Annotated in this window: 23 protein-coding genes and 2 tRNA genes; 22 read left to right on the top strand and 3 right to left on the bottom strand. The window is 34.3% G+C overall.

What is annotated here, in order from left to right; all coding sequences use genetic code 11:
* Position 1: 1 nt before the first annotated feature.
* Together rplM and rpsI are read left to right on the top strand one after the other, a co-directional pair.
* Entirely contained in the window at positions 2–358 is a 357-nt protein-coding gene (gene rplM / locus PHH50_00615; GenBank protein ID MDD3728816.1) for a 50S ribosomal protein L13, read from the top strand.
* Complete coding sequence (rpsI, locus tag PHH50_00620; protein ID MDD3728817.1) at positions 351–764, top strand: 30S ribosomal protein S9; 414 nt, start codon at positions 351–353, stop codon at positions 762–764. Before rplM ends, rpsI begins: the two co-directional genes overlap by 8 nt.
* A gap of 48 nt (positions 765–812) precedes the next feature.
* Here rpsI and PHH50_00625 read toward each other — a convergent pair whose 3' ends face one another.
* On the bottom strand, positions 813–2,165 hold the full coding sequence (locus tag PHH50_00625; GenBank protein ID MDD3728818.1) for a hypothetical protein: 1,353 nt from the start codon (positions 2,163–2,165) through the stop codon (positions 813–815).
* A 68-nt stretch (positions 2,166–2,233) separates the two neighbouring features.
* Between PHH50_00625 and murA the strand changes: the two genes are divergently transcribed.
* From murA to PHH50_00720, 19 genes are all read left to right on the top strand, one after another.
* Positions 2,234–3,517, top strand: a complete 1,284-nt coding sequence (murA, locus tag PHH50_00630) for a UDP-N-acetylglucosamine 1-carboxyvinyltransferase (protein ID MDD3728819.1) — start codon at positions 2,234–2,236, stop codon at positions 3,515–3,517.
* Between the two features lie 25 nt (positions 3,518–3,542).
* Entirely contained in the window at positions 3,543–4,550 is a 1,008-nt protein-coding gene (locus tag PHH50_00635) for a rod shape-determining protein (GenBank protein MDD3728820.1), read from the top strand.
* A gap of 13 nt (positions 4,551–4,563) precedes the next feature.
* Complete coding sequence (locus PHH50_00640) at positions 4,564–5,463, top strand: hypothetical protein (GenBank protein MDD3728821.1); 900 nt, start codon at positions 4,564–4,566, stop codon at positions 5,461–5,463.
* 13 nt (positions 5,464–5,476) lie between these two features.
* Positions 5,477–6,031, top strand: coding sequence for a ribosome-recycling factor (locus PHH50_00645; GenBank protein ID MDD3728822.1), 555 nt, complete (start codon positions 5,477–5,479; stop codon positions 6,029–6,031).
* Positions 6,031–7,155 carry a M50 family metallopeptidase gene (locus PHH50_00650; protein MDD3728823.1) on the top strand — a complete coding sequence of 375 codons (1,125 nt, stop codon included), beginning with the start codon at positions 6,031–6,033 and terminating at the stop codon, positions 7,153–7,155. The genes PHH50_00645 and PHH50_00650 overlap by 1 nt, the downstream gene beginning before the upstream one ends.
* A 17-nt stretch (positions 7,156–7,172) precedes the next feature.
* Entirely contained in the window at positions 7,173–8,405 is a 1,233-nt protein-coding gene (locus tag PHH50_00655; protein ID MDD3728824.1) for a His/Gly/Thr/Pro-type tRNA ligase C-terminal domain-containing protein, read from the top strand.
* Positions 8,402–9,457, top strand: a complete 1,056-nt coding sequence (locus tag PHH50_00660; protein ID MDD3728825.1) for a rod shape-determining protein — start codon at positions 8,402–8,404, stop codon at positions 9,455–9,457. Before PHH50_00655 ends, PHH50_00660 begins: the two co-directional genes overlap by 4 nt.
* Before the next feature lies 1 nt (position 9,458).
* Complete coding sequence (gene gatC / locus PHH50_00665) at positions 9,459–9,734, top strand: Asp-tRNA(Asn)/Glu-tRNA(Gln) amidotransferase subunit GatC (protein ID MDD3728826.1); 276 nt, start codon at positions 9,459–9,461, stop codon at positions 9,732–9,734.
* Positions 9,734–11,137 (top strand): Asp-tRNA(Asn)/Glu-tRNA(Gln) amidotransferase subunit GatA, encoded by a 1,404-nt coding sequence (gene gatA / locus PHH50_00670; GenBank protein ID MDD3728827.1) that lies wholly within the window; start codon positions 9,734–9,736, stop codon positions 11,135–11,137. Before gatC ends, gatA begins: the two co-directional genes overlap by 1 nt.
* Entirely contained in the window at positions 11,130–11,651 is a 522-nt protein-coding gene (locus PHH50_00675) for a hypothetical protein (GenBank protein ID MDD3728828.1), read from the top strand. Before gatA ends, PHH50_00675 begins: the two co-directional genes overlap by 8 nt.
* 163 nt (positions 11,652–11,814) lie before the next feature.
* Positions 11,815–11,887: transfer RNA gene (locus PHH50_00680), tRNA-Met, on the top strand.
* A gap of 106 nt (positions 11,888–11,993) precedes the next feature.
* Positions 11,994–12,572: an rRNA adenine N-6-methyltransferase family protein gene (locus PHH50_00685; GenBank protein ID MDD3728829.1), complete on the top strand. Its 579-nt coding sequence runs from the start codon at positions 11,994–11,996 to the stop codon at positions 12,570–12,572.
* A gap of 34 nt (positions 12,573–12,606) precedes the next feature.
* A tRNA-Asp gene (locus PHH50_00690) sits at positions 12,607–12,683 on the top strand.
* A gap of 123 nt (positions 12,684–12,806) precedes the next feature.
* Entirely contained in the window at positions 12,807–14,729 is a 1,923-nt protein-coding gene (gyrB, locus tag PHH50_00695; GenBank protein ID MDD3728830.1) for a DNA topoisomerase (ATP-hydrolyzing) subunit B, read from the top strand.
* Positions 14,730–14,814: 85 nt separating this feature from the next.
* On the top strand, positions 14,815–15,006 hold the full coding sequence (gene secE, locus PHH50_00700) for a preprotein translocase subunit SecE (GenBank protein MDD3728831.1): 192 nt from the start codon (positions 14,815–14,817) through the stop codon (positions 15,004–15,006).
* A gap of 1 nt (position 15,007) precedes the next feature.
* Positions 15,008–15,553 carry a transcription termination/antitermination protein NusG gene (nusG, locus tag PHH50_00705; GenBank protein MDD3728832.1) on the top strand — a complete coding sequence of 182 codons (546 nt, stop codon included), beginning with the start codon at positions 15,008–15,010 and terminating at the stop codon, positions 15,551–15,553.
* 22 nt (positions 15,554–15,575) lie between these two features.
* Positions 15,576–15,998: a 50S ribosomal protein L11 gene (rplK, locus tag PHH50_00710; GenBank protein ID MDD3728833.1), complete on the top strand. Its 423-nt coding sequence runs from the start codon at positions 15,576–15,578 to the stop codon at positions 15,996–15,998.
* A complete protein-coding gene (locus tag PHH50_00715; protein MDD3728834.1) occupies positions 15,985–16,851 on the top strand; it encodes a deaminase in 867 nt (288 codons plus the stop codon). Before rplK ends, PHH50_00715 begins: the two co-directional genes overlap by 14 nt.
* A gap of 7 nt (positions 16,852–16,858) precedes the next feature.
* Positions 16,859–17,680, top strand: a complete 822-nt coding sequence (locus PHH50_00720) for a thymidylate synthase (GenBank protein MDD3728835.1) — start codon at positions 16,859–16,861, stop codon at positions 17,678–17,680.
* Between the two features lie 8 nt (positions 17,681–17,688).
* Here PHH50_00720 and PHH50_00725 read toward each other — a convergent pair whose 3' ends face one another.
* Positions 17,689–18,135 carry an HIT domain-containing protein gene (locus tag PHH50_00725; GenBank protein ID MDD3728836.1) on the bottom strand — a complete coding sequence of 149 codons (447 nt, stop codon included), beginning with the start codon at positions 18,133–18,135 and terminating at the stop codon, positions 17,689–17,691.
* Entirely contained in the window at positions 18,128–18,664 is a 537-nt protein-coding gene (locus PHH50_00730; protein ID MDD3728837.1) for an adenylyltransferase/cytidyltransferase family protein, read from the bottom strand. The genes PHH50_00725 and PHH50_00730 overlap by 8 nt, the downstream gene beginning before the upstream one ends.
* A 150-nt stretch (positions 18,665–18,814) precedes the next feature.
* On the opposite strand from PHH50_00730, the gene deoC reads away from it, so the two are divergent.
* Complete coding sequence (gene deoC / locus PHH50_00735; GenBank protein ID MDD3728838.1) at positions 18,815–19,471, top strand: deoxyribose-phosphate aldolase; 657 nt, start codon at positions 18,815–18,817, stop codon at positions 19,469–19,471.

Here is a 19,471-nt window from a genome sequence, read left to right on the forward strand (position 1 = left end):
AATGGAGAGGGAAACACATACAATAGACGCAAAAGACAGACCTCTTGGACGATTGGCAACAGAGATTGCCGTTCTTCTTAGGGGAAAAGAAAAAGAGTCATTTGCCCCAAATAAGGATATAGGGGGTTTTGTGGTTGTTAAAAACATAAAAAGGATTGTTTTTACTGGAAAAAAATTCGACAAGAAAATTTATTACCGTCATACTGGTTATATGGGAGGATTGAAAGAAACTCCTTTAAAAAATCTTTTTGAAAATAATCCGGGAGAAGTTTTAAGAAAGGCTGTTTATGGAATGCTTCCTGTAAATAAATTAAGAGCCAAACAAATAAAACGATTAAAAATAGAAGACAATGGTTAAAACAACTGAAGAAAAAAAGAAGACATATTTTGAAGCAGTCGGGAAAAGAAAAAGATCTGCGGCAAGAGTTAGAATTTTTCCGGACGGCAAGGGTTTTTTGGTCAATGAAAAAGAAAATAAGGAATATTTTTCTCGTCCAGAACTTGAAGAAAAAGCCGCTTCTCCTCTTACAAAAATGAAGGTTTTAAGCAAGTTTGGCGTTATTGCGAAAGTAAGCGGAGGAGGCATTGTGGGACAAGCGGAAGCAATAAGGCATGGAATTTCAAGAGCCCTTGTTGATTTTAATCCTGAATTTAGAAAACGCCTTAGAAGAGCAGGCTTTCTTACAAGAGATCCTCGAAAAAGAGAAAGAAAGAAATTCGGATTAAGAAGAGCCAGGAGAGCTCGTCAGTGGAGAAAGAGATAATATTTGTTTAAATTTTAAAAACCGTCAAAGAAATTTGGCGGTTTTTATTTAGAATATCAAACTCTCGGAGATGTATAAAAATCCCTCAGAAAGAACAAAAAGCTTTCTGTTTATTTTACTCCAAAAAATTTCAGGTTCTTTGAATTCTGCAAGGTCAAAAATATTTATCTTGTTTCTATTGTCTATTTCCATTATTTTTATTTTGTCAGAAAGAGCGAAGATAAGATAATGGTCCGTCCACCAGTATATTTCTTTTATTTTTTCAGAAAATCGGGAAAGAAAAATAATTTCTTCTTTTTCTCTTTGCGGCTGGTCATACTGCTGTTTCTGAAAAAATATTCTTATTTCATGATTTCCGGCAAAAAGAGTTTTTCCTTTGTCGTTTGAAACTTTAATTTGCTCTATTGAATCAAGAAAATGATCGAATTTTTCTTCTTCCGGGTTAAAGCGGTAGAGTTTATCATTTTCTTTTATATAAAAAATTGAATCAATAATTAAAATATCATAATTTGAAGAATTTATTTCCAAAGGAGTTTCGTTTATTTTTTCTTTTTCAAGGTTGTTTTTTGTAACAAACCCCTTATTGTCAAGATAAATATTTTCATTTTCCAGGACTAAAACCGAAAGAATGTCTTTGCTTATGACTTCTGTTTTTTCAGAAAACAGATTTTTTTTGTAAAAGGAGCCGTTTTTTAAAAGATAAATAACATCTCTATTTTTAGGGTCAAATATTATTTCTTCTTTTTTTACGGGTTCTTTTATTCCAAAAGAAACAGGAGTAAGAGAGAGTGTTTCAATAATAAGAAGAAGCCAGTCGCTTTTTGTTTTTAAGAGAATTCTTTCGGAATCTGGGAAAAAAAGAAGGTCTTCTACTTCAGATGAAGTTCTGGCTAAAACCTGCTGCCTGTTTGTTTGCAAGTTATATAAATTTATTTCTCTTCCTTTTATAAAAACAATTCCTTTTTCATCGGGAGAAATATAAAATTTATCCACTTTTTCAGAGATTAATCCGAAATAAGGGTTTTTCTTAACGAGAGTTATATTTTTGAGTTCCGTTATTTCTCCGGGATTTACATTTAATCTTTTTTCAAAAGAATAAAAACCGTCTTTTTTTACCGTTATGCCATATTCTTTCGGAAGAATATTTTCGATGTATATTGTATTAAAAAGAGTTTTCTTTTCTATTAATTCTTCTTCTATTTCTTTGTCTTTGTATATGGGGACAAGAGATATATCAACTCCTCGGGGCCATATTCTGAAATAAAAAGAACCTGCCCTGATTATTCTTTTTTCAAGCGAGTCAATTCGCCAACCCAGAGAATAAAAAATCACCGGAATTATGGTAAAGATACAGGCAAGGGATATTAATATAAGTAGTAGTGTTCTTTTTTTTCTAGTCATATTCGCTAATATTACCTTAAAAATCCAAACTTGCCAAGAATAAAAAATTAAGTTATTATGGTTTTGATATGGATGAAAAATTTATTATTCAAGGCGGTCGTCCTCTTAAGGGAGAGGTTAAAATTAGAGGAGCAAAGAACGCGGCTTTTCCAATAATAGCCGCTTCTCTTCTTACGAAAGAGGATTGCTTTATAGATAATATTCCGCTTATAGAAGATGTTTTTAAAATGCTTGAAATAATGGAAAATATTGGAGCAAAGGTTACTTGGCTTGGAGAAAGAAAGATTAAATTAAATTGCAAAGATATTGATCCTTTAAAACTTCCTTTTAATATTATAAGCCGCCTTCGAGGATCTGTCTTAATATTAGGCCCCCTTCTTGCGCGGTTCAAAGAGATAAAAATTGTATCTCCAGGAGGATGTGTAATTGGATCAAGGCCCATAGATACCCACCTTGACGCTTTATCCCAGTCAGGAGTAAAAATTGAACAAAGGGGGCGTTTTTTCTACTTTAACGCGAAGAAAGAAAAAGAAGGAAAAACCGAAATTGTTTTAAGTGAATTTAGCGTGACGGCAACCGAAAATATTCTTCTTTTCTCTTCTCTTAAAGACAAAGAAACGATTCTTAAAATAGCAGATGAAGATTATCAAGTGCAAGAACTTATTAATGTTTTAATAAAAATGGGCGCGCAACTGAAATCTCTCGGATGCCATAGTTTTAGAATTAAAGGAAAGAGAAATCTTAAGGGATTTTCCCATAAAATTATTCCTGATCCTATCGAAGCGGGAACATTTATTGTGGCTTCCCTTATTACAAAAGGAAAAGTTCTCGTTAAAAACGCGGGAACCCCGTTTTTGACTCTTTTTCTAAGAAAGCTGGAAAAATCTGGAGCGGTTTTAAAGGTTTTAAAAGATGATTCAGTAAAGGTTTTTCCTTCTTCTAATCTCAAAATAGAAAAAATACAAAGTTCTATTTACCCTGGCATTCATTCTGACCTTCAGCCAGTATTGGGGGTTCTTGCTACTCAATGCAAGGGGCCAACTCTTATCCATGACCCTCTATACGAAGGACGATTAAAATATTTGGAGGGGCTTAATAAAATGGGAGCGGATATCGTTTTTTGTGACCCCCATAGAGCGATAGTAAATGGTCCTAGTCAGCTTTATAGAACGGAAATACCTTCTCTTGATCTAAGAGCCGGAGCGGCTCTCGTTATAGCCGGACTTGCCGCAAAAGGGAAAAGCATTCTTAATAATATTTATCAGATTGACAGAGGTTATGAAAAAATAGAAGAGCGTCTTTTGCTACTGGGTGCTGAAATCAAAAGGCAAAAAGAAACAAATAACGAATAATAAAAAGAATTTTTAAAAAAAGAATATGTTTGTTCAAAAAATAGGAATTGATCTTGGTACCTGCAACTCAATTGTTTTTATTCCCAAAAAGGGAATAGTTTTAAACGAACCTTCCGTTGTCGCGGTCGGCCTTTTTGAAAACAGAATTCTTGCTGTTGGAAAAGAAGCAAAAGAAATGACCGGTAAAACGCCCGATACTATAAAAGTTTATAGGCCATTAAGAGACGGAGTTATTGCCGATTATAGGGTAACTGAAGCGATGATTAAGTATTTTATTAATAAGACAGCAGGTAAGTTTAGAATTTTAAAACCGGAGCTTGTTGTCGGAGTTCCTGCGGGAATAACTTCGACAGAAAGAAGAGCTGTTATTGAAGCTGGAATGTCTGCCGGAGCGAAAGCAGTATATGTCGTCAAAGAGCCGATACTTGCCGCCATAGGAGCGGGCATACCGATAGAATCTTGCTCAGGCCACATGATTGTCGATATTGGTGGAGGAACGGCAGAAGTTGCCGTTATATCGTTGGGCGGGATAGTAAAGAGCAAATCGCTTAGAGTTGCCGGAGACAAGATAGACAGGGCTATTTCAAGTTATATTAAAAGAAAATACAATTTGGCGATTGGAGAGCAAACAGCTGAAGAAATAAAGATGAAAATAGGGACGGCTATTTTAGATAAAAAACCTCTCTTCCTTGAAATAAGAGGAGGGGATTTAGTGTCCGGATTGCCGAAGAACATTAAAATTTCTTCAAATGAGATTTGCGAAGCCACGGCGGAACGGCTTTCGGAAATTATTCAAGTTATAAAACAGGTTTTAAAGGAAACTCCTCCTGAAATTGCCGCTGATATTATAGATAAGGGAATGGTTTTATCGGGAGGCGGAGCTCTTTTTAGAAATATTGACCGTCTTATTTCTCAGGCGACTGGAGTTCCTTGCTTTGTAGCAGATGAAGCACTTCTTTGTGTCGCAAAGGGAGCGGGAATAGCGATAAATAATCTTGAGGATTACAAAAGAAGCATTATGACAAAAAAATAATTAATATAAAGATATGATTATTGGTCATAAAAAACAATGGCAGTTTTTTCAGAAAATGAAAAAAACAGAAGAAATTCCTCATGCTTTTCTTTTTTCAGGCGAGGAGAAATTAGGAAAAAAATGCTTGTCTTTGGAAATTTCAGCTCTTTTAAATTGTAGCGCAAATAAAGAAGAACCTTGCAATATTTGCTCTTCTTGCAGGGCGATCTCAAAAAGGATTCATCCAGATATTCACATAATAGAAGAGAGTAAGGAAATAAAAATAGGAGAAATAAGGCGCTTTATCGAGAATCTTTCATTCAAGCCGTCCTTGGGAAATTTTAAAGTGGGAGTAATTGACAATGCTCATCTGATGACAAGAGAATCGCAAAATTGCCTTTTGAAAACCCTTGAAGAACCTACGGGGAATACAGTATTTTTTCTTATAACGGAATATCCTGATTTTCTTCTTAAGACGGTTCTTTCCCGTCTTTGGAAAATGAGATTTTTCCCAGTAGGGAATGATGAAATGAAAAAATATCTGGAGATAGAAAATATAAACGGAAAGACAACAGAGAATTTACTTAATCTTTCCTTTGGGAGACCAGGAATTCTTTTTAATCTTTTAGAAGATAAAGAAAAAGAAAAAAAAGATTATTTAACGGATTTAGAAATTGAAAAAGTTTCTTCTGCTTCCTTTTTTTCCCGCCTTAAATATGCAAAAGATATTTCAGAAAAAGAAGATATGGTTGAAATTTTAAAAAAGTGGATTGATCATTTCAGGAAAAAGATTTTTGCCCCGTCCGTCTCTTTCTCTGACTTTCAAATAGCAAAAGAAAACTTAAAGCTTATTCTTGATGCCAAATTTCTAATAATGACAACAAACGTTAATCAAAAATTATTATTCGAGAATTTATTAATTAATATTAAATAAAAAGCAATTAATTATGTATAAAGAAATTATTGAAAGTATAAAGCCGGAAATGGAAAAAGCCCTTGCTTTTTTAGATGCTGAATTTTCAAAAATCAGAACTGGCAGGGCGAATCCTTCGTTAGTTGAGGATATGTCAGTTGATTGTTTTAATGAAAAATTTCCCTTAAAACAACTTGGGGCAATCTCTCTTTTTGATTCAAAGACCCTTGTTATCCAGCCGTGGGATAAATCTTATATCGAGGGGATTGTCTCTTCTCTTTCAAAGTCAGGTCTTGGCCTTTCCGTTGTTTTGGATAAGGATATTATTAGAGTTTCTTTGCCTTCTCTTAGTAATGAATACAGGGAAGAACTAAAGCGCCTTATTTCCTTAAAACACGAGGAAATAAGGAAATCTATCAGGAAATGGAGAGAAGAAGCCTGGGGAAAAATACAGGAAAAAACTCGCCTTGGAGAAATAAGAGAAGATGATAAATTCAGAGCAAAGGACGAGCTTCAAAAAATTGTAGACGATTATAATAAAAAAGCCGAAGAAAGGAAAGAAAGAAAAATAAAGGAAATTAACGAGTGATGACATTTTTTTTAACCCTTTTAATATTTATTTTTATAATCGGTTTTTTGATTTTTTCCCATGAGCTTGGACATTTTATTGCCGCTAAATCCGCCGGACTTCTTGTTGAAGAATTTGCCCTTGGTTTTCCTCCGAATATTTTTTCAAAGAAAATAGGAGAAACAAAATATTCAATTAATCTTATTCCTTTCGGTGGATATGTTAAAATATACGGAGAAGATCCCGACGAAGATTCAACAAAAAACGAAAGAAGCTTTTATTGCCAAAAGCCGATTGTAAAAGCAAAAGTTTTAATAGCAGGTGTTTTTGCAAATATCTTGGTTGCTGCTTTTATTTTTTATATCGTTCTTTCTTTTTCCGGATTTAAATGGAATGTATTTTTGCCGTTTGATTATAACTTTATATTTGGCAAACAATCGCAAGTGCCTTTAATAGTTACTGTTCTTGAGAATTCTCCAGCTGAAGAATCTGGATTGAAAGAAGGAGAAATGGTTTTATCGGTGAACGGACTTTCTGTTTCAACAAGAGAAGATTTTGTAAAATATGTGAATATAGACAAAGAAAAAGTAGTTCTGGCTTTACGCGATGTTCGTTCTAAAGAAGAAAGAGAGGTTGAAATTATTCCAAAAGAGGAAGACGGAACTTATTTTATAGGAGTTCTTCTCAGTAATGTAACAGAAATTAAATATGAGTCATTTAATAAGGTTTTTTCCGGTTTTCTGCATGCCGTAAATATGACTCATCTATCTTTTTATTCTCTGGCTAAACTTACCTACACTTCTATTGGAGAAAAAACAGTAGAACCCTTTAGAGATTCTACTGCCGGAGTAGTTGGAATTTTTGCCATTACCCACATTGTAATGAAGGAAGGGATTATAGAATTATTAAATATGGCGGCTCTTATTTCCATAGGTCTTGCAGTCGTCAATATTTTGCCTATTCCTGCTCTTGACGGAGGTCGGCTGGTTTTTGTCATATATGAGGCTGTTTCCAGAAGAAAAACTTCTCCCAATTTTGAAAGAAATCTTAATCTTGCCGGTTTTGCATTCTTGATTCTACTTATAATTACCATAACCTATAACGATATAATTCGCTTTGGAGGACTTATAAAGGGAATGTTTTAATAATAAATGTAAAGAAAATGAGACAATCAAAACTTTTCAGCAAAGTATTGAGAGAAGAACCAAAAGACGAAAAAAGTATTAACGCCAAGCTTCTTGTAAGAGCTGGTTTTGTTGACAAACTAATGGCCGGAGTTTATTCTTTTCTTCCTCTTGGAAATTTTGTTTTAAAGAAAATAGAAAATATTATTCGTGAAGAAATGCTTAAAGTTGACGCTTTCGAAGTTTTTTTACCGACTCTTCATCCGAAAGAAAACTGGCAAAAAACCGGACGTTGGGAAAAAATGGACGATTTGTACAAACTCAAAGTTGAAGACAAAGAATTTGCCCTTGGACCGACCCATGAAGAAGTAATTTCTCCCTTAGTAAAAAAGTTTTTGTCTTCCTATAAAGATATGCCCCTTAATTTATTTCAATTTCAAAATAAATTTAGAAATGAAAAGAGGGCAAAATCGGGATTGCTTAGGGGTCGGGAATTTTTAATGAAAGACCTTTATTCTTTTAACTCTTCAGAAGAAGAATTGGAAAATTATTATGAGAAGATTAAACAAGCTTACAAAAATATTTTTCAAAGATGCGGTATTTGGGAAAAAACTTATCTTACTCTTGCAAGCGGAGGAAGTTTTTCAAAATTTTCCCACGAATATCAAACTTTAACGCAAGCAGGGGAGGATATAATATATATATGTAAGAAATGTAATCTTGCCATTAATAAGGAAATTATAGACATAGAAGAAGGAAAATGCTTTCAGTGTAAAAATAGTAATTTGAAAGAGGAAAAGGCGGTTGAGGTTGGAAATATATTCAAACTTAATGAAAAGTATAGTAAACCTTTTGATCTTTCTTTTACGGATAAAAATGGAAAGAAGAAATTTGTTTTAATGGGATGCTACGGAATAGGCCTTTCCCGACTGATGGGAACAATTGTTGAGGTTCATCATGACAACAAAGGGATTATCTGGCCAAAAGAAGTTTCTCCTTTTAAATTTCACTTGATTGAAATAGGCAAAAGCGGTAAAGTAAAGGAAATTGCGAATGAAATTTATCAGTTTGATGAGGAAAATATCCTTTATGACGACAGAGAAGACAAATCAGCTGGTGAAAAATTTGCCGAGGCAGATTTGATAGGCATAAGTTTAAGGATTATAGTAAGCGATAAAACGGCTGAAAAAGAAAGTGTGGAAATAAAGGAAAGGGGAGAAGAATTCTCAAAAGTTATAAAGAAAGACGAAATCAAAAAAATAATCAAATGACAATACGTAAACTTTTTTCTTACATATCAAGCGATATAGCGATAGACCTTGGAACTGCGACTTCTCTTGTTTACGTAAAAGGGAAGGGAATTGTTATTCATGAACCGTCGGTTGTTGCCGTTAATAAAAAGACAGGCCAGATACTGGCGATAGGAGAAGAGGCAAAAAAGATGGTTGGAAGAACTCCTGCTCATATTGTTGCTACAAGGCCGCTTGTTGACGGAGTTGTTTCCGATTTTGAGGTAACAGAGCAAATGCTCAAATATTTCATTGAAAAAGTCCATAAAGGAAGATTTTTTATCGGACCTCGCCCAAGAGTAATTGTTGGAATTCCTTACGGAGTTACCGAAGTTGAACAAAGAGCCGTTCGCGATGCTGCCAAAAGCGCGGGAGCGGGAGAAGTTTTTCTTATAGAAGAACCAATGGCCGCTGCGATTGGTTCGCGCCTTCCGGTTCAAGAAGCCGGAGGAAACTTTATTGTCGATATCGGAGGAGGAACAACGGAAGTTGCCGTAATGTCTCTAGGGGGGATAGTAACGGCCAAAAGCCTTAGAATTGCCGGAGACCGTCTTAATGAGGATATAATAAGGTATGCTGAGGAAAACTATAAGCTTCTTATAGGAGAAAGAGGAGCGGAAGATATAAAAATAAGAATTGGATCTGCTTATTCTATGAAAGAGAAAAAAGAACTTCCTTTGAGAGGAAGAAATCTTGTAACGGGATTGCCGGAAGAAATTATGATATCAAGCGAAGAGGTAAAAAAAGCAATGTCAAAATCAATAAAGGAGATAGTAATGGCGATTAAAACAACAGTTGAGGAAACTCCTCCTGAGCTTTTATCGGATATTATGTCAAGAGGAATATATCTTGCCGGAGGAGGCAGTCTTTTAAAGGGCCTTGATATTTTAATCCAAGAAGAGGTCAAAATACCGACAAGATTGATTGAAGACCCGGTTACAGCGGTTGCAAGGGGAGCGGGACTAGTTCTTGAAAATATAGACGAATTGTATGATGTTCTTACAAACTCTGAAGAATTGGATCCTTTGAAATAAAATGATAAAAAAAGAAGAAGTAGAAAAAATAGCTAAATTGGCAAGAATTGACCTTCAGCAAAAAGAAATATCCAAAATGGAAACAGAGATGTCAACTATTCTTGACTATTTTGACCGTCTTTCTGAAATTGATGTTTCAAATGTTGAGCCATTCCACTTTTCTTTTTTAGACGGAAATACGTCAAGAGAAGATTTAATTCTTATTAAAAAAGAAGAAGTAAAAAAATCTTTTCCTAAAAAGGAAGGAGATTATCTAAAAGTAAAAGAAGTTTTTTGATGGAAGATTTTACAATTTCAGAGCTTTATAGAAAGTTAAGAGATAAAGATATTTCTGCTTTGGAAGTGGCAAAAAAATATATAGATAGAATAAAAGAAGAGGACAATAATATCGGGGCTTTTTTATCGTTTGATGAGGAAAGAGCAATCAGCTCTGCCAAGTTAGCCGATAAAGAAATTTCGGAGGGAAAAGGCTCTTTGCTAACAGGAATACCTTTTGCTCTTAAAGACAATATTTTAGTTGAAGATTTGAAAAATACTTGTGCTTCTAAAATACTTAAGGATTATATTGCTCCCTATGACGCTACTTGTTTTAAAAAATTAAAAGAGAAAGGAGCAGTTTTGCTCGGAAAAACAAACCTTGATGAATTTGCAATGGGAGCTTCTACAGAAAATTCCGCTTTTTCTATTACAAAGAATCCGAAAGATAAAGAGCGCGTTCCCGGAGGAAGTTCTGGAGGGTCCGCTGCCGCTGTTTCTTCCAATATGTGTGTTTTTGCCCTCGGATCTGATACAGGCGGGTCTATAAGGCAGCCAGCCAGCTTTTGTTCTGTTGTTGGATTAAAACCAACCTATGGAGCCGTTTCAAGATATGGCCTTACTGCTTTTGCTTCTTCTCTTGACCAAATAGGCCCTTTATCGAAAAACGTGGAAGATGCAAAAATTGTCTTTAACGTTATAAAAGGAAAAGATATTAATGATTCTACTAGTGTTGATTATAAAAAAAGAGAAGAGAAAAAAAATTTGAAAATAGGATTGCCGAAAGAATATTTTGCCGATGGGCTTGATAAAGAGATTGAAAGGTTAATTTCAAAAGAAATTGAAAAGATAAAAAAATTAGGATTTGAAATAAAAGAAATAAGTTTGCCTAACACAAAGTATGTAATACCTGTTTATTATCTAACCAGTTCTCCTGAAGCGTCTTCAAACCTTTCTCGATTTGACGGCATAAAGTACGGGTTATCAATTCAAGGAGAAAAGACAAATAATTTATTTGATGTTTATTCCAAAACGAGGGAGGAGGGATTCGGAGATGAGGTAAAAAGAAGAATTATTCTCGGAACATATGCTCTATCTTCCGGTTATTATGATGCTTATTATCTTAAAGCTCAAAAAGTAAGGACTTTAATAGCCAGAGATTTTGACAATGCGTTTAAAGATGTTGATATTATAATCAGTCCCGTTTCTCCTTTTTCTGCTTTTAAAATAGGGGAAAAAAAAGATGACCCTCTTTCAATGTATCTTTGCGATATTCTTACCGCTCCGGTAAGTCTTGCCGGGCTTCCCGCTCTTTCTTTGCCTCTTAAAGTAAACGATTTGCCTGTTGGTTTGCAGATTATAGGCAGGCATTTTGAAGAAGAAAATATATTTAAATTTGCTAAAATATTAGAAGAAAATGAATGAAACAACTTCAAAAATAATAACTTTTATTTTACAGCCTGAATTTACGGGAGTGCTTTATTATATAAGAGCTGTTTTTCTTTCTGTTTCGGCAATTCTTTTTGTCGCTATTGTTTTTCTTTTTTTAAAAACAAGCTGGTTTAAAGACAGATTTTTGGAAAATACAAAAGAGATTTTGACCTATAGCCCTCTTAAAGAGGGAAAATTCAAGAAAGAATGGAAGTCAATACTGGAAAAGTTTAATACGGGAATAGAGGGAGAGCAAAAAATGGCAATAATAAAAGCGGACGAAATGCTCAACGATGTCCTTGAAAAACTGGATTTTAAAGGGGATTTTATTGTGGAAAAGTTAAGAACTATGACATCGGAGAATTTAAAAAATATAGACGATGTTTGGCAAGCCCATAAAATAAGAGATAATATTGTTTATGATCCTGATTATAAGCTTCCTTTGCAAGAATCAAAAAAAGCAATTGACGCATATATGGCAGCTTTTCAGAATTTAGACGTTATTTAAAACAAAAACTCCACTTGATTTTTATAAAAAAATACGCTAAGGTACAGTTGCGGGGTGGTGGAGTAGTACCATTTGAGGCCCATAACCTCAAGGCGTCAGTGCAATTCTGACCCCCGCAACATAAAAACATTTAATCTCTTTAAGATATTTTAAATTTCTGTTTGCCGGTGTAGCTCAGTGGTTAGAGCAGAGTCTTCATAAGGCTAAGGTCGCAGGTTCGATCCCTGCCACCGGCACTTTGGCAGGATTGCTATAAAACGCTAACAGGCGCTTTTTAAATAAAGAAGCAGTATTATTATCTTGTATTATAAATATCGGAAAATAATTTCTGTCTAAAATTTTATGATTAAAAGTAATTTGGCAGGCAATTTTTTGAGAGATAAAAACGTAGCTTCTGTTTTTCCGACGACAAAAAAGACCGTCTCAAAAATATGCAGCTCAATTGATTTTGAAAAAAATATTATTATTGTTGAATATGGTCCGGGAACAGGCATTTTCACAGAGTATTTACTGTCTAAAATGAATAAAGATTCAAAATTGATTGTTATTGAAAAAAATAAAAATCTTTCTTTCTTTCTTAAAAATAAATTTAAAGACAAACGCCTTAGAATATTTAATGATAGCGCAGAAAATATTAAAGATATTTTAAAGAAAGAAAAAATCAGAGGCATTGACTATATTATTTCAGGGATACCTCTTTCATTTTTAAGCTCTTTGCAAAGAGATAATTTGCTTAAAGATACTTATAATATTCTAAAAAAAGGAGGAAAATTTCTTGTCTATCAATTTTCAAGAAAGTCAAAAAGCTTAATTGCAAAGCATTTTGACCAAATTTTTTCCTATCTTCAAATCTTTAATATCCCTCCTTTGTTTGTTTTTGAAGCGTCAAAAAAAAGCGAAAAGAGCAAGTTTTCTTCTTGATTTATGGTTTAAATTTGCTAGTATGTTCTCTGTAGGGGGCGTAGCTCAATTGGTCAGAGCATCCGCCTGTCACGCGGAAGGTTGCCGGTTCGAGTCCGGTCGTCCCCGCCAATTGGAAAATTATGCGTGAATAAAAAAGACATTTTTCGGGATTAAAAAGAGCTTGATTTAATGTCTTTTTTAAGGTAAAATTAGAGTGCGGAGCCAGTCCAATCTCTTATTTTTTTTAACAAAATGAAAGAAAAAAAATCATCTTATTCAGCCAAAGATATTTATGTTTTAGAGGGTCTTGATCCTGTCAGGAAAAGGCCAGGAATGTATATAGGTTCAACCGGAGTTGATGGTCTTCATCATCTTGTTTGGGAATGTCTTGATAATATTATAGACGAATTTATGGGGGGGAACGGGAATAAGGGGGAAATCGCTCTTTTGCAAAATAACAGGGTAAGAGTAAGCGATAATGGAAGAGGAATACCGGTAGACAGGCATGCTTTGACCAAGAAATCGGCTCTAGAAACGATTATGACAACTCTTCATGCCGGAGGAAAATTTGGAGGAGATGCTTATAAAGTTTCAGGAGGGCTTCATGGAGTTGGTATTTCCGTTGTTTGTGCTCTTTCTTCATATATGAAAGCGGAAGTAAAGAGAGACGGCTTTATTTTTACCCAAGAATATGCAAAAGGAAAGCCAATGACAAAGGTTAAAAAAATTGGTCCATCCAAGGAGACAGGAACGACTATAATTTTTGAACCGGATGAAGAAATATTCAAAGAGATAAAATTTGACAAGAAAAAGATTTTAAGCCATCTTAGGCAACAGTCATATCTTACAAAAGGCATAAGAATTGATTTTAAAGATGAAAGAGAGAAAGGGAAAGAATCTTCATACTCTTTTTATTTTGAAGGAGGATTAAAATCTTATATCAAGTATTTAACAAGAGGGGTAAATTTGCAGCATCAGAATGTTTTTTATTGCTCTGGAGAAAAAAATGAAATTATAATTGAAGCAGGTTTTCAATATTCTGACGAATATGAATGCTATGAAGAAAGTTTTGCCAATAATATTTTCACTCCCGAAGGAGGGACTCATCTTACAGGATTTAGAACCGCTCTTACGAGGACTTTAAACGATTATGCCAGACGGAATGACATTTTAAAGAGCTCAGATGACAATCTTACAGGAGAAGACGTGAGAGAGGGGTTTACCGGGGTTATTTCAATAAAAATAAGAGAACCTCAATTCGAAGGTCAGACAAAAGCAAAACTCGGCAATCCTGAAGTAAAGCCGGTTGCGGACCAAATTGTTTCAGAAAACTTGGCTGATTTTTTAGAAAGGAATCCTCAAGATGCAAGGTCAATAATTGAAAAATGTCTTTTATCCGCTAAAGCTAGAAAAGCGGCAAGAGCGGCAAAAGAGACCGTTCTTAGAAAAGGGGTTTTGGACGGGCTTGCTCTGCCAGGGAAACTTGCGGATTGTTCTTCTAAAAAGCCGGAAGAATCGGAGATTTTCATAGTGGAAGGAGATTCTGCCGGAGGTTCTTGTAAATCAGCAAGAGACAGAAGATTTCAGGCAATACTGCCTTTAAGAGGAAAAATTCTTAATGTTGAAAGAGCCAGGCTTGATAAAATACTGGCCTCAAAAGAAATCAGGGCTCTTGTTATTGCTCTTGGAACTGCAATAGGAGATGATTTTAATATAGAGAAACTGAGGTATCATAAGATTATTCTTACCCTTGATGCTGATGTTGATGGATCGCATATCAGAACATTGCTTCTTACTTTTTTTTACAGATATTTTAAGCCCATAATAGAAAAGGGCCATTTATACATTGCCCAGCCCCCTCTCTACAAGCTTCAATCGGGAAAAAGAGTGGAATATGTATATACCGAAGAACAAAAAAATATCATAATTGAATCATTTAAGAAAGATAAAATTGCAAATATATCAATTCAAAGGTATAAAGGATTAGGAGAAATGGATCCCTCCTTATTATGGGAAACAACAATGGATCCTGAGAAAAGAATGCTCTATAGAGTGCTTATTGAAGACGGAAAAGAGGTGGACAGGATATTTGACACTTTAATGGGTAATGAGGTTTTTCCAAGAAAGAAGTTTATTCAAACATACGCAAAGGAAGTAAGAAATCTTGATATATAATTGACATTTCTTCTCTTTTTGGCTATTATCGGGCTAAAGAGCCCTCCAAAAAAGGTATAAAAAGGGCTTTTTAAGATAAAAAAGAATGAATAAAATTAAAAAAGGAATAAATTTTTTAGGAGAAGTAAAAACGGAAATTAAGAAGGTTAATTGGCCGACAAGGAAAGAAACAACAAGGTATACTTTAATTGTGATAGGTATTTCTTTCGCTCTTGCCACTTATCTTGGCGCTCTTGATTTTATCTTCAGTTTTTTACTGAGGACATTTGTAATTTAAAATGGCAAAACAACAATTACCAGAACAAAGGAATTGGTATGTAATACATACTTATTCCGGATACGAAGATGCAGTTGCTAAAAACCTTAAACAAAGAGCAGAGTCTTTCGGAATGGAAGACAAGATTTTCAGTATTATTGTTCCTAAAGAAAAGAAAATAAAGATAAAAAACGGAAAAAGAAAAACAGTTGAAGAAAAGATATATCCAGGGTATGTTTTAATTGAAATGATAGTAACGGATGATTCATGGTATGTAGTTAGAAATACTCCCAATGTTACCGGATTTATCGGAGTAGGAACTACTCCTGTTCCTATTTCTCTAAAGGAGGTGGAATATTTAAAAGGCAGAATGGGAGCCGAAAAACCCCAGCATAAAATAGAATCCAAAATAGGGGATTTGGTTAAGATTACAGATGGACCATTTAAAAATCTTGAAGGAAAGGTTTTTGAAATAGACGAAGAAAAAGGAAAAGTGAGAGTTCATGTAAATATGTTTGGCAGAGATACTCCCGTGGAGCTTGATTCACTGCAGATAAAAAAAATATAAAGATAGTCAATACTAAAAATCAATGGCTAAAAAAATAAAAACAGTTATTAAAATTCAGCTTGCAGCCGGAAAAGCAACTCCGGCTCCACCCGTGGGACCAGTACTGGCCCAGCACGGAGTGAATATTTCCGAATTTTGCCAAAAATTCAACGATAAGACAAAAGATCAGGTAGGGTTTGTTATCCCGGCGGAAATTACCGTTTACGAAGACAGAACGTATGATTTTGTTCTAAAGGAATCTCCTGCAGCGGAGCTCTTAAAGAAAGCTGCCGGGATTGAAAAAGGATCAGGTACTCCCAATAAGAAAAAAGTAGGGAAGATAAGTAAAGAAAAATTAAAGGAAATTGCGCAGCGAAAAATGAAAGATCTCAATACTACAAACATTGAAGCTGCAATGAAAACATTAGAAGGGACGGCGAAAAACATGGGTATTGAAATCGGATAACTATGCTATGGGAAAAATCCTTATTCTTTATATCCCCGTTGTACACAAGGGTTATTTGGATTTTTTAGAGGAGATTAAAAAAGAAACTTCATTTGTCTATATCATATCTGATAAGCTTTTAAAAAAGCTTTCCGAAATAAATCCCGATATTGCCGCTTTAAGGTCAGAAAAAGTTAAAGAACTTCTTAAAGTATTCGGGTTTGAAAATGTTAAAATTCTTTCAGAAAAAAATTTGAAAGAATTAAAAGGAAAGAAAGTTATTCTCGTTAATGATTCTGTTTCTCGCAGTTTTACTGCTAAATACTTAAAAGAAGACAATGTAAAGTGGAAGTCTGTTTTTCTTCGCTGGGATAAAGACAAGGTCTTAAGCAGATCTCCTCTTGTTAAAATTTCATTTTCAAAAGATCCTTTTGATATTAGAATAATGAAAAGGGCATATGATGAATCGTTAAAGAGCGCTGATTGGTGGAGGCAGGTTGGAGCCGTTTTGGTAAAAGGAAGGAATATTCTTTTTACTGAATATAATATGGGGATTTTGACAGACCATGAACCGTATCAACTTGGTTCAATGAGAGATTTTTTTAAAGCGGGAGAAAATCAGGAATTTTCTCCGACTATTCATGCGGAACAGATAATTGTAGCAAAGGCAGCAAATGAAGGCGTTAAGATAAAAGGAACATCCCTTTACGTAACCCATTTTCCTTGTCCTTTATGTGCAAAGCTAATCGCTTTTTCAGGAATAAAGAAAATCTATTTTTCTGAAGGGGATGCTTCTTTTGAAGCGGAAAGAATATTGCAATATTTTAAAGTAAAAATATTTCAAATAGAAAAGAAGATTAAGAATAAAAAATAATTTTCAAATGAAACAATATTTAGATCTGTTAAAATATGTTTTAGAAAACGGAGAAAAGAAGGGAGATCCTCAAGGGGTAGGGAATATTGCAGTTTGCGGTTACCAAATGCGTTTTAATATAGACGACGGATTTCCGTTGATAACTACCAAGAAAACCCATTTAAAATCCATTATTTATGAACTTTTATGGTTTTTAAGAGGAGATACCAATGTTAAATATTTGAATGACAATGGAGTGACAATTTGGAACGAATGGGCGACCAAAGAGGCCTGTGCTAAGTATAATCTGCCTGTCGGAGAACTTGGCCCTATTTATGGAGAAAAATGGAGAAGATGGAAGAAGAGAGATGGAGGAACAATAGATCAGATTTCAAATGCAATAGAGGAAATAAAAAAAAATCCTAATTCAAGGCGGCTTGTTGTCTCATCGTGGGACCCGGAAGATGTTGATAAAGTTTTTGTCGCTCCTTGCCATTGCTTTTTTAAATTTTTTGTGGCAAATAACAAGCTTTCTTTGCATCTTTTTCAAAGAAGCTGCGATGTTTTTTTAGGAGTTCCCTTTAATATCGCTTCCTATTCTCTTTTACTTATGATGGTTGCACAGGTAACGGGACTGAAAGCTCATGAATTTATCCATACTCTTTCAGATGCTCATATATATCTTAATCATATAAATCAAGTAAAGACCCAGCTTGAAAGAGAGCCAAAGGCCTTGCCCAAGATGACTATTAATCCAGAGGTTAAAAATATATTTGATTTTACCTATGAGGATTTCAAACTTGAAGGATATGACCCTCATCCTTCAATAAAAGGAGATATTGCCGTTTAAATACTAAACTAACCGATAGTAAAAGCAATTTTTTTGCTTTTCTTTGTTTTTTGATTTACGTTTGGAGATAACAAGTGGAAATGGATATGGCTTACTGAACCGCCTGTAAATTTCGTGTCCCCGAATCTTACAATCAGTCCTCCTCCTTTTATTTTCCATTTTTTAACTGCAAAATTAATAAGAAAAAATATAGATTGAAGGTCTTTTTTTGTAAGTTCAAAAAGATTTTCTTTATGCTCTTCCCCAATAAGAAGGAAGTGGTGTTTTGAATTTTTGTAAGGCCAGCTGTTATCTGTTAAAAACCAGTTGTTTTTTTTCTTGAATATCGGTTTTTTATGGTATTTGAAATTTTCTTTGCAAAAAGGGCATTTGCCGGTTGATACTATTTCTTCAATTACTTTTTTGTATTCTCCCTTTCTTGCATTTTGAAGGTTTACGAATTTCTTTTTAGCCATTTTTCTTTTTTCCCATATTGACAAGTAAAACTTCCAGGTGCTTTTTTACCATTCTTTCAATAATTTCAGTTGAGGAAGTTGTTTCTGCCTGCCTTGGCAACACTACTACTTTTTTTGAATATTTTTTAATATCATTGATTTGCTTTTTGGTATAACTATAGTTTGTGGTTACAAAAACATCCGGAAGAATGGTTTTGACAAGATCATACTGCCAAGCGCCATTATTATCTATATCGTCAATAAGAGTAACATAATCAACGCATCCTTGATAACTAAGCATTTCCATTCTTTCTTTTTGAGGGATAACCGGCCTTAATTCATTCTTATAAAGCTTTATTCCTCTGTCGCTGTCTGCTCCGACAATAAGGACGTCTCCCTCATTTTTGGCTTTTATAAGGTATCTTAGGTGTCCTATGTGAAGCATATCCCAAGATCCGGCTGTGCTTATAATTCTGTGTCCCAGAACTCTGTGAGCAGAGACAATTTCTTTTAACTTTGAATAATCAAGGACGATTTTGTTTTTATTCATGGTTTTTATAATTATTATTCCCGTATAATAGCAATAAAAAGAAAAGAGGGCAAGTACTTCTTTTTCTGTATTTTTTTATCTTTTATGTTATAATGATAAAGCAAAAATGATCTTAAGATTTGAAGTTATAAAAATAAAAAACATTAAAATATGAAAAATATAGCCAAAATAATTGACCACACAGACATAAGAAAAGAAGCTACATTAAAAGATATTAAAAATATTTGTCTTGAAGCCAAAGAATATGGTTTTCACGGGGTTTGCGTAAGAGAAAAATGGACAAAAACAGTAAGCAAAGAGTTAAAAGGAACGGATATAAAGACGGTTGTTTTGGCCGATTCTCCAATGGGTCTTTCAAGATCAAGCGAAAGAATAAAATTGGCAAAAAAGATTAAAAAAGACGGAGGAAACGAGCTTGATATTGTTTTAAATATTGTAGACATAAAGTACGGAAGATATGAGAAAGTTTTAAACGACTTAAAAAATATCTGCAGGATTATGCCTACAAAAGTTATTATTGGCTCAGGTTATTTGACTGATGATGAAATAATAAAGGCCTCTCAAATTGTAAAAAAGGCCGGAGCAATATGCGTTAAAACAGCGACAGAAAAAGATCCCCTTGAAAACAGGGAGATGGAAGAAAAGGCAAGGCATTTAAAACTTATGAAAAAAGGAGCTCCAGGACTTCTTATTAAAGCGTCTGGAAATATAAGGACATTAAAGGATGCAGAGAAAATGGTAAAGGCAGGGGCGGATATTATAGGGACAAGTTCGGGAGTTAAAATGGCAAAAGAATTTAAGAAATAA

This window comes from Candidatus Paceibacterota bacterium (genome assembly GCA_028697015.1).
GTDB lineage: Bacteria > Patescibacteriota > Minisyncoccia > Minisyncoccales > GWA2-38-27 > JAQVFW01.

Excerpts from the sequence above, each read along its gene's own strand:
- gatC (MDD3728826.1), top strand. The coding sequence starts at position 9,459 with ATGATAAAAAAAGAAGAAGTAGAAAAAATAGCTAAATTGGCAAGAATT.
- PHH50_00685 (MDD3728829.1), top strand. The coding sequence starts at position 11,994 with ATGATTAAAAGTAATTTGGCAGGCAATTTTTTGAGAGATAAAAACGTA.
- gatA (MDD3728827.1), top strand. The coding sequence starts at position 9,734 with ATGGAAGATTTTACAATTTCAGAGCTTTATAGAAAGTTAAGAGATAAA.
- PHH50_00635 (MDD3728820.1), top strand. The coding sequence starts at position 3,543 with ATGTTTGTTCAAAAAATAGGAATTGATCTTGGTACCTGCAACTCAATT.
- PHH50_00725 (MDD3728836.1), bottom strand. The coding sequence starts at position 18,135 with ATGGCTAAAAAGAAATTCGTAAACCTTCAAAATGCAAGAAAGGGAGAA.
- rpsI (MDD3728817.1), top strand. The coding sequence starts at position 351 with ATGGTTAAAACAACTGAAGAAAAAAAGAAGACATATTTTGAAGCAGTC.
- rplK (MDD3728833.1), top strand. The coding sequence starts at position 15,576 with ATGGCTAAAAAAATAAAAACAGTTATTAAAATTCAGCTTGCAGCCGGA.
- rplM (MDD3728816.1), top strand. The coding sequence starts at position 2 with ATGGAGAGGGAAACACATACAATAGACGCAAAAGACAGACCTCTTGGA.
- PHH50_00655 (MDD3728824.1), top strand. The coding sequence starts at position 7,173 with ATGAGACAATCAAAACTTTTCAGCAAAGTATTGAGAGAAGAACCAAAA.
- PHH50_00720 (MDD3728835.1), top strand. The coding sequence starts at position 16,859 with ATGAAACAATATTTAGATCTGTTAAAATATGTTTTAGAAAACGGAGAA.
- nusG (MDD3728832.1), top strand. The coding sequence starts at position 15,008 with ATGGCAAAACAACAATTACCAGAACAAAGGAATTGGTATGTAATACAT.
- PHH50_00645 (MDD3728822.1), top strand. The coding sequence starts at position 5,477 with ATGTATAAAGAAATTATTGAAAGTATAAAGCCGGAAATGGAAAAAGCC.
- PHH50_00650 (MDD3728823.1), top strand. The coding sequence starts at position 6,031 with ATGACATTTTTTTTAACCCTTTTAATATTTATTTTTATAATCGGTTTT.
- PHH50_00660 (MDD3728825.1), top strand. The coding sequence starts at position 8,402 with ATGACAATACGTAAACTTTTTTCTTACATATCAAGCGATATAGCGATA.
- PHH50_00675 (MDD3728828.1), top strand. The coding sequence starts at position 11,130 with ATGAATGAAACAACTTCAAAAATAATAACTTTTATTTTACAGCCTGAA.
- murA (MDD3728819.1), top strand. The coding sequence starts at position 2,234 with ATGGATGAAAAATTTATTATTCAAGGCGGTCGTCCTCTTAAGGGAGAG.
- secE (MDD3728831.1), top strand. The coding sequence starts at position 14,815 with ATGAATAAAATTAAAAAAGGAATAAATTTTTTAGGAGAAGTAAAAACG.
- deoC (MDD3728838.1), top strand. The coding sequence starts at position 18,815 with ATGAAAAATATAGCCAAAATAATTGACCACACAGACATAAGAAAAGAA.
- PHH50_00640 (MDD3728821.1), top strand. The coding sequence starts at position 4,564 with ATGATTATTGGTCATAAAAAACAATGGCAGTTTTTTCAGAAAATGAAA.
- PHH50_00730 (MDD3728837.1), bottom strand. The coding sequence starts at position 18,664 with ATGAATAAAAACAAAATCGTCCTTGATTATTCAAAGTTAAAAGAAATT.
- PHH50_00625 (MDD3728818.1), bottom strand. The coding sequence starts at position 2,165 with ATGACTAGAAAAAAAAGAACACTACTACTTATATTAATATCCCTTGCC.
- gyrB (MDD3728830.1), top strand. The coding sequence starts at position 12,807 with ATGAAAGAAAAAAAATCATCTTATTCAGCCAAAGATATTTATGTTTTA.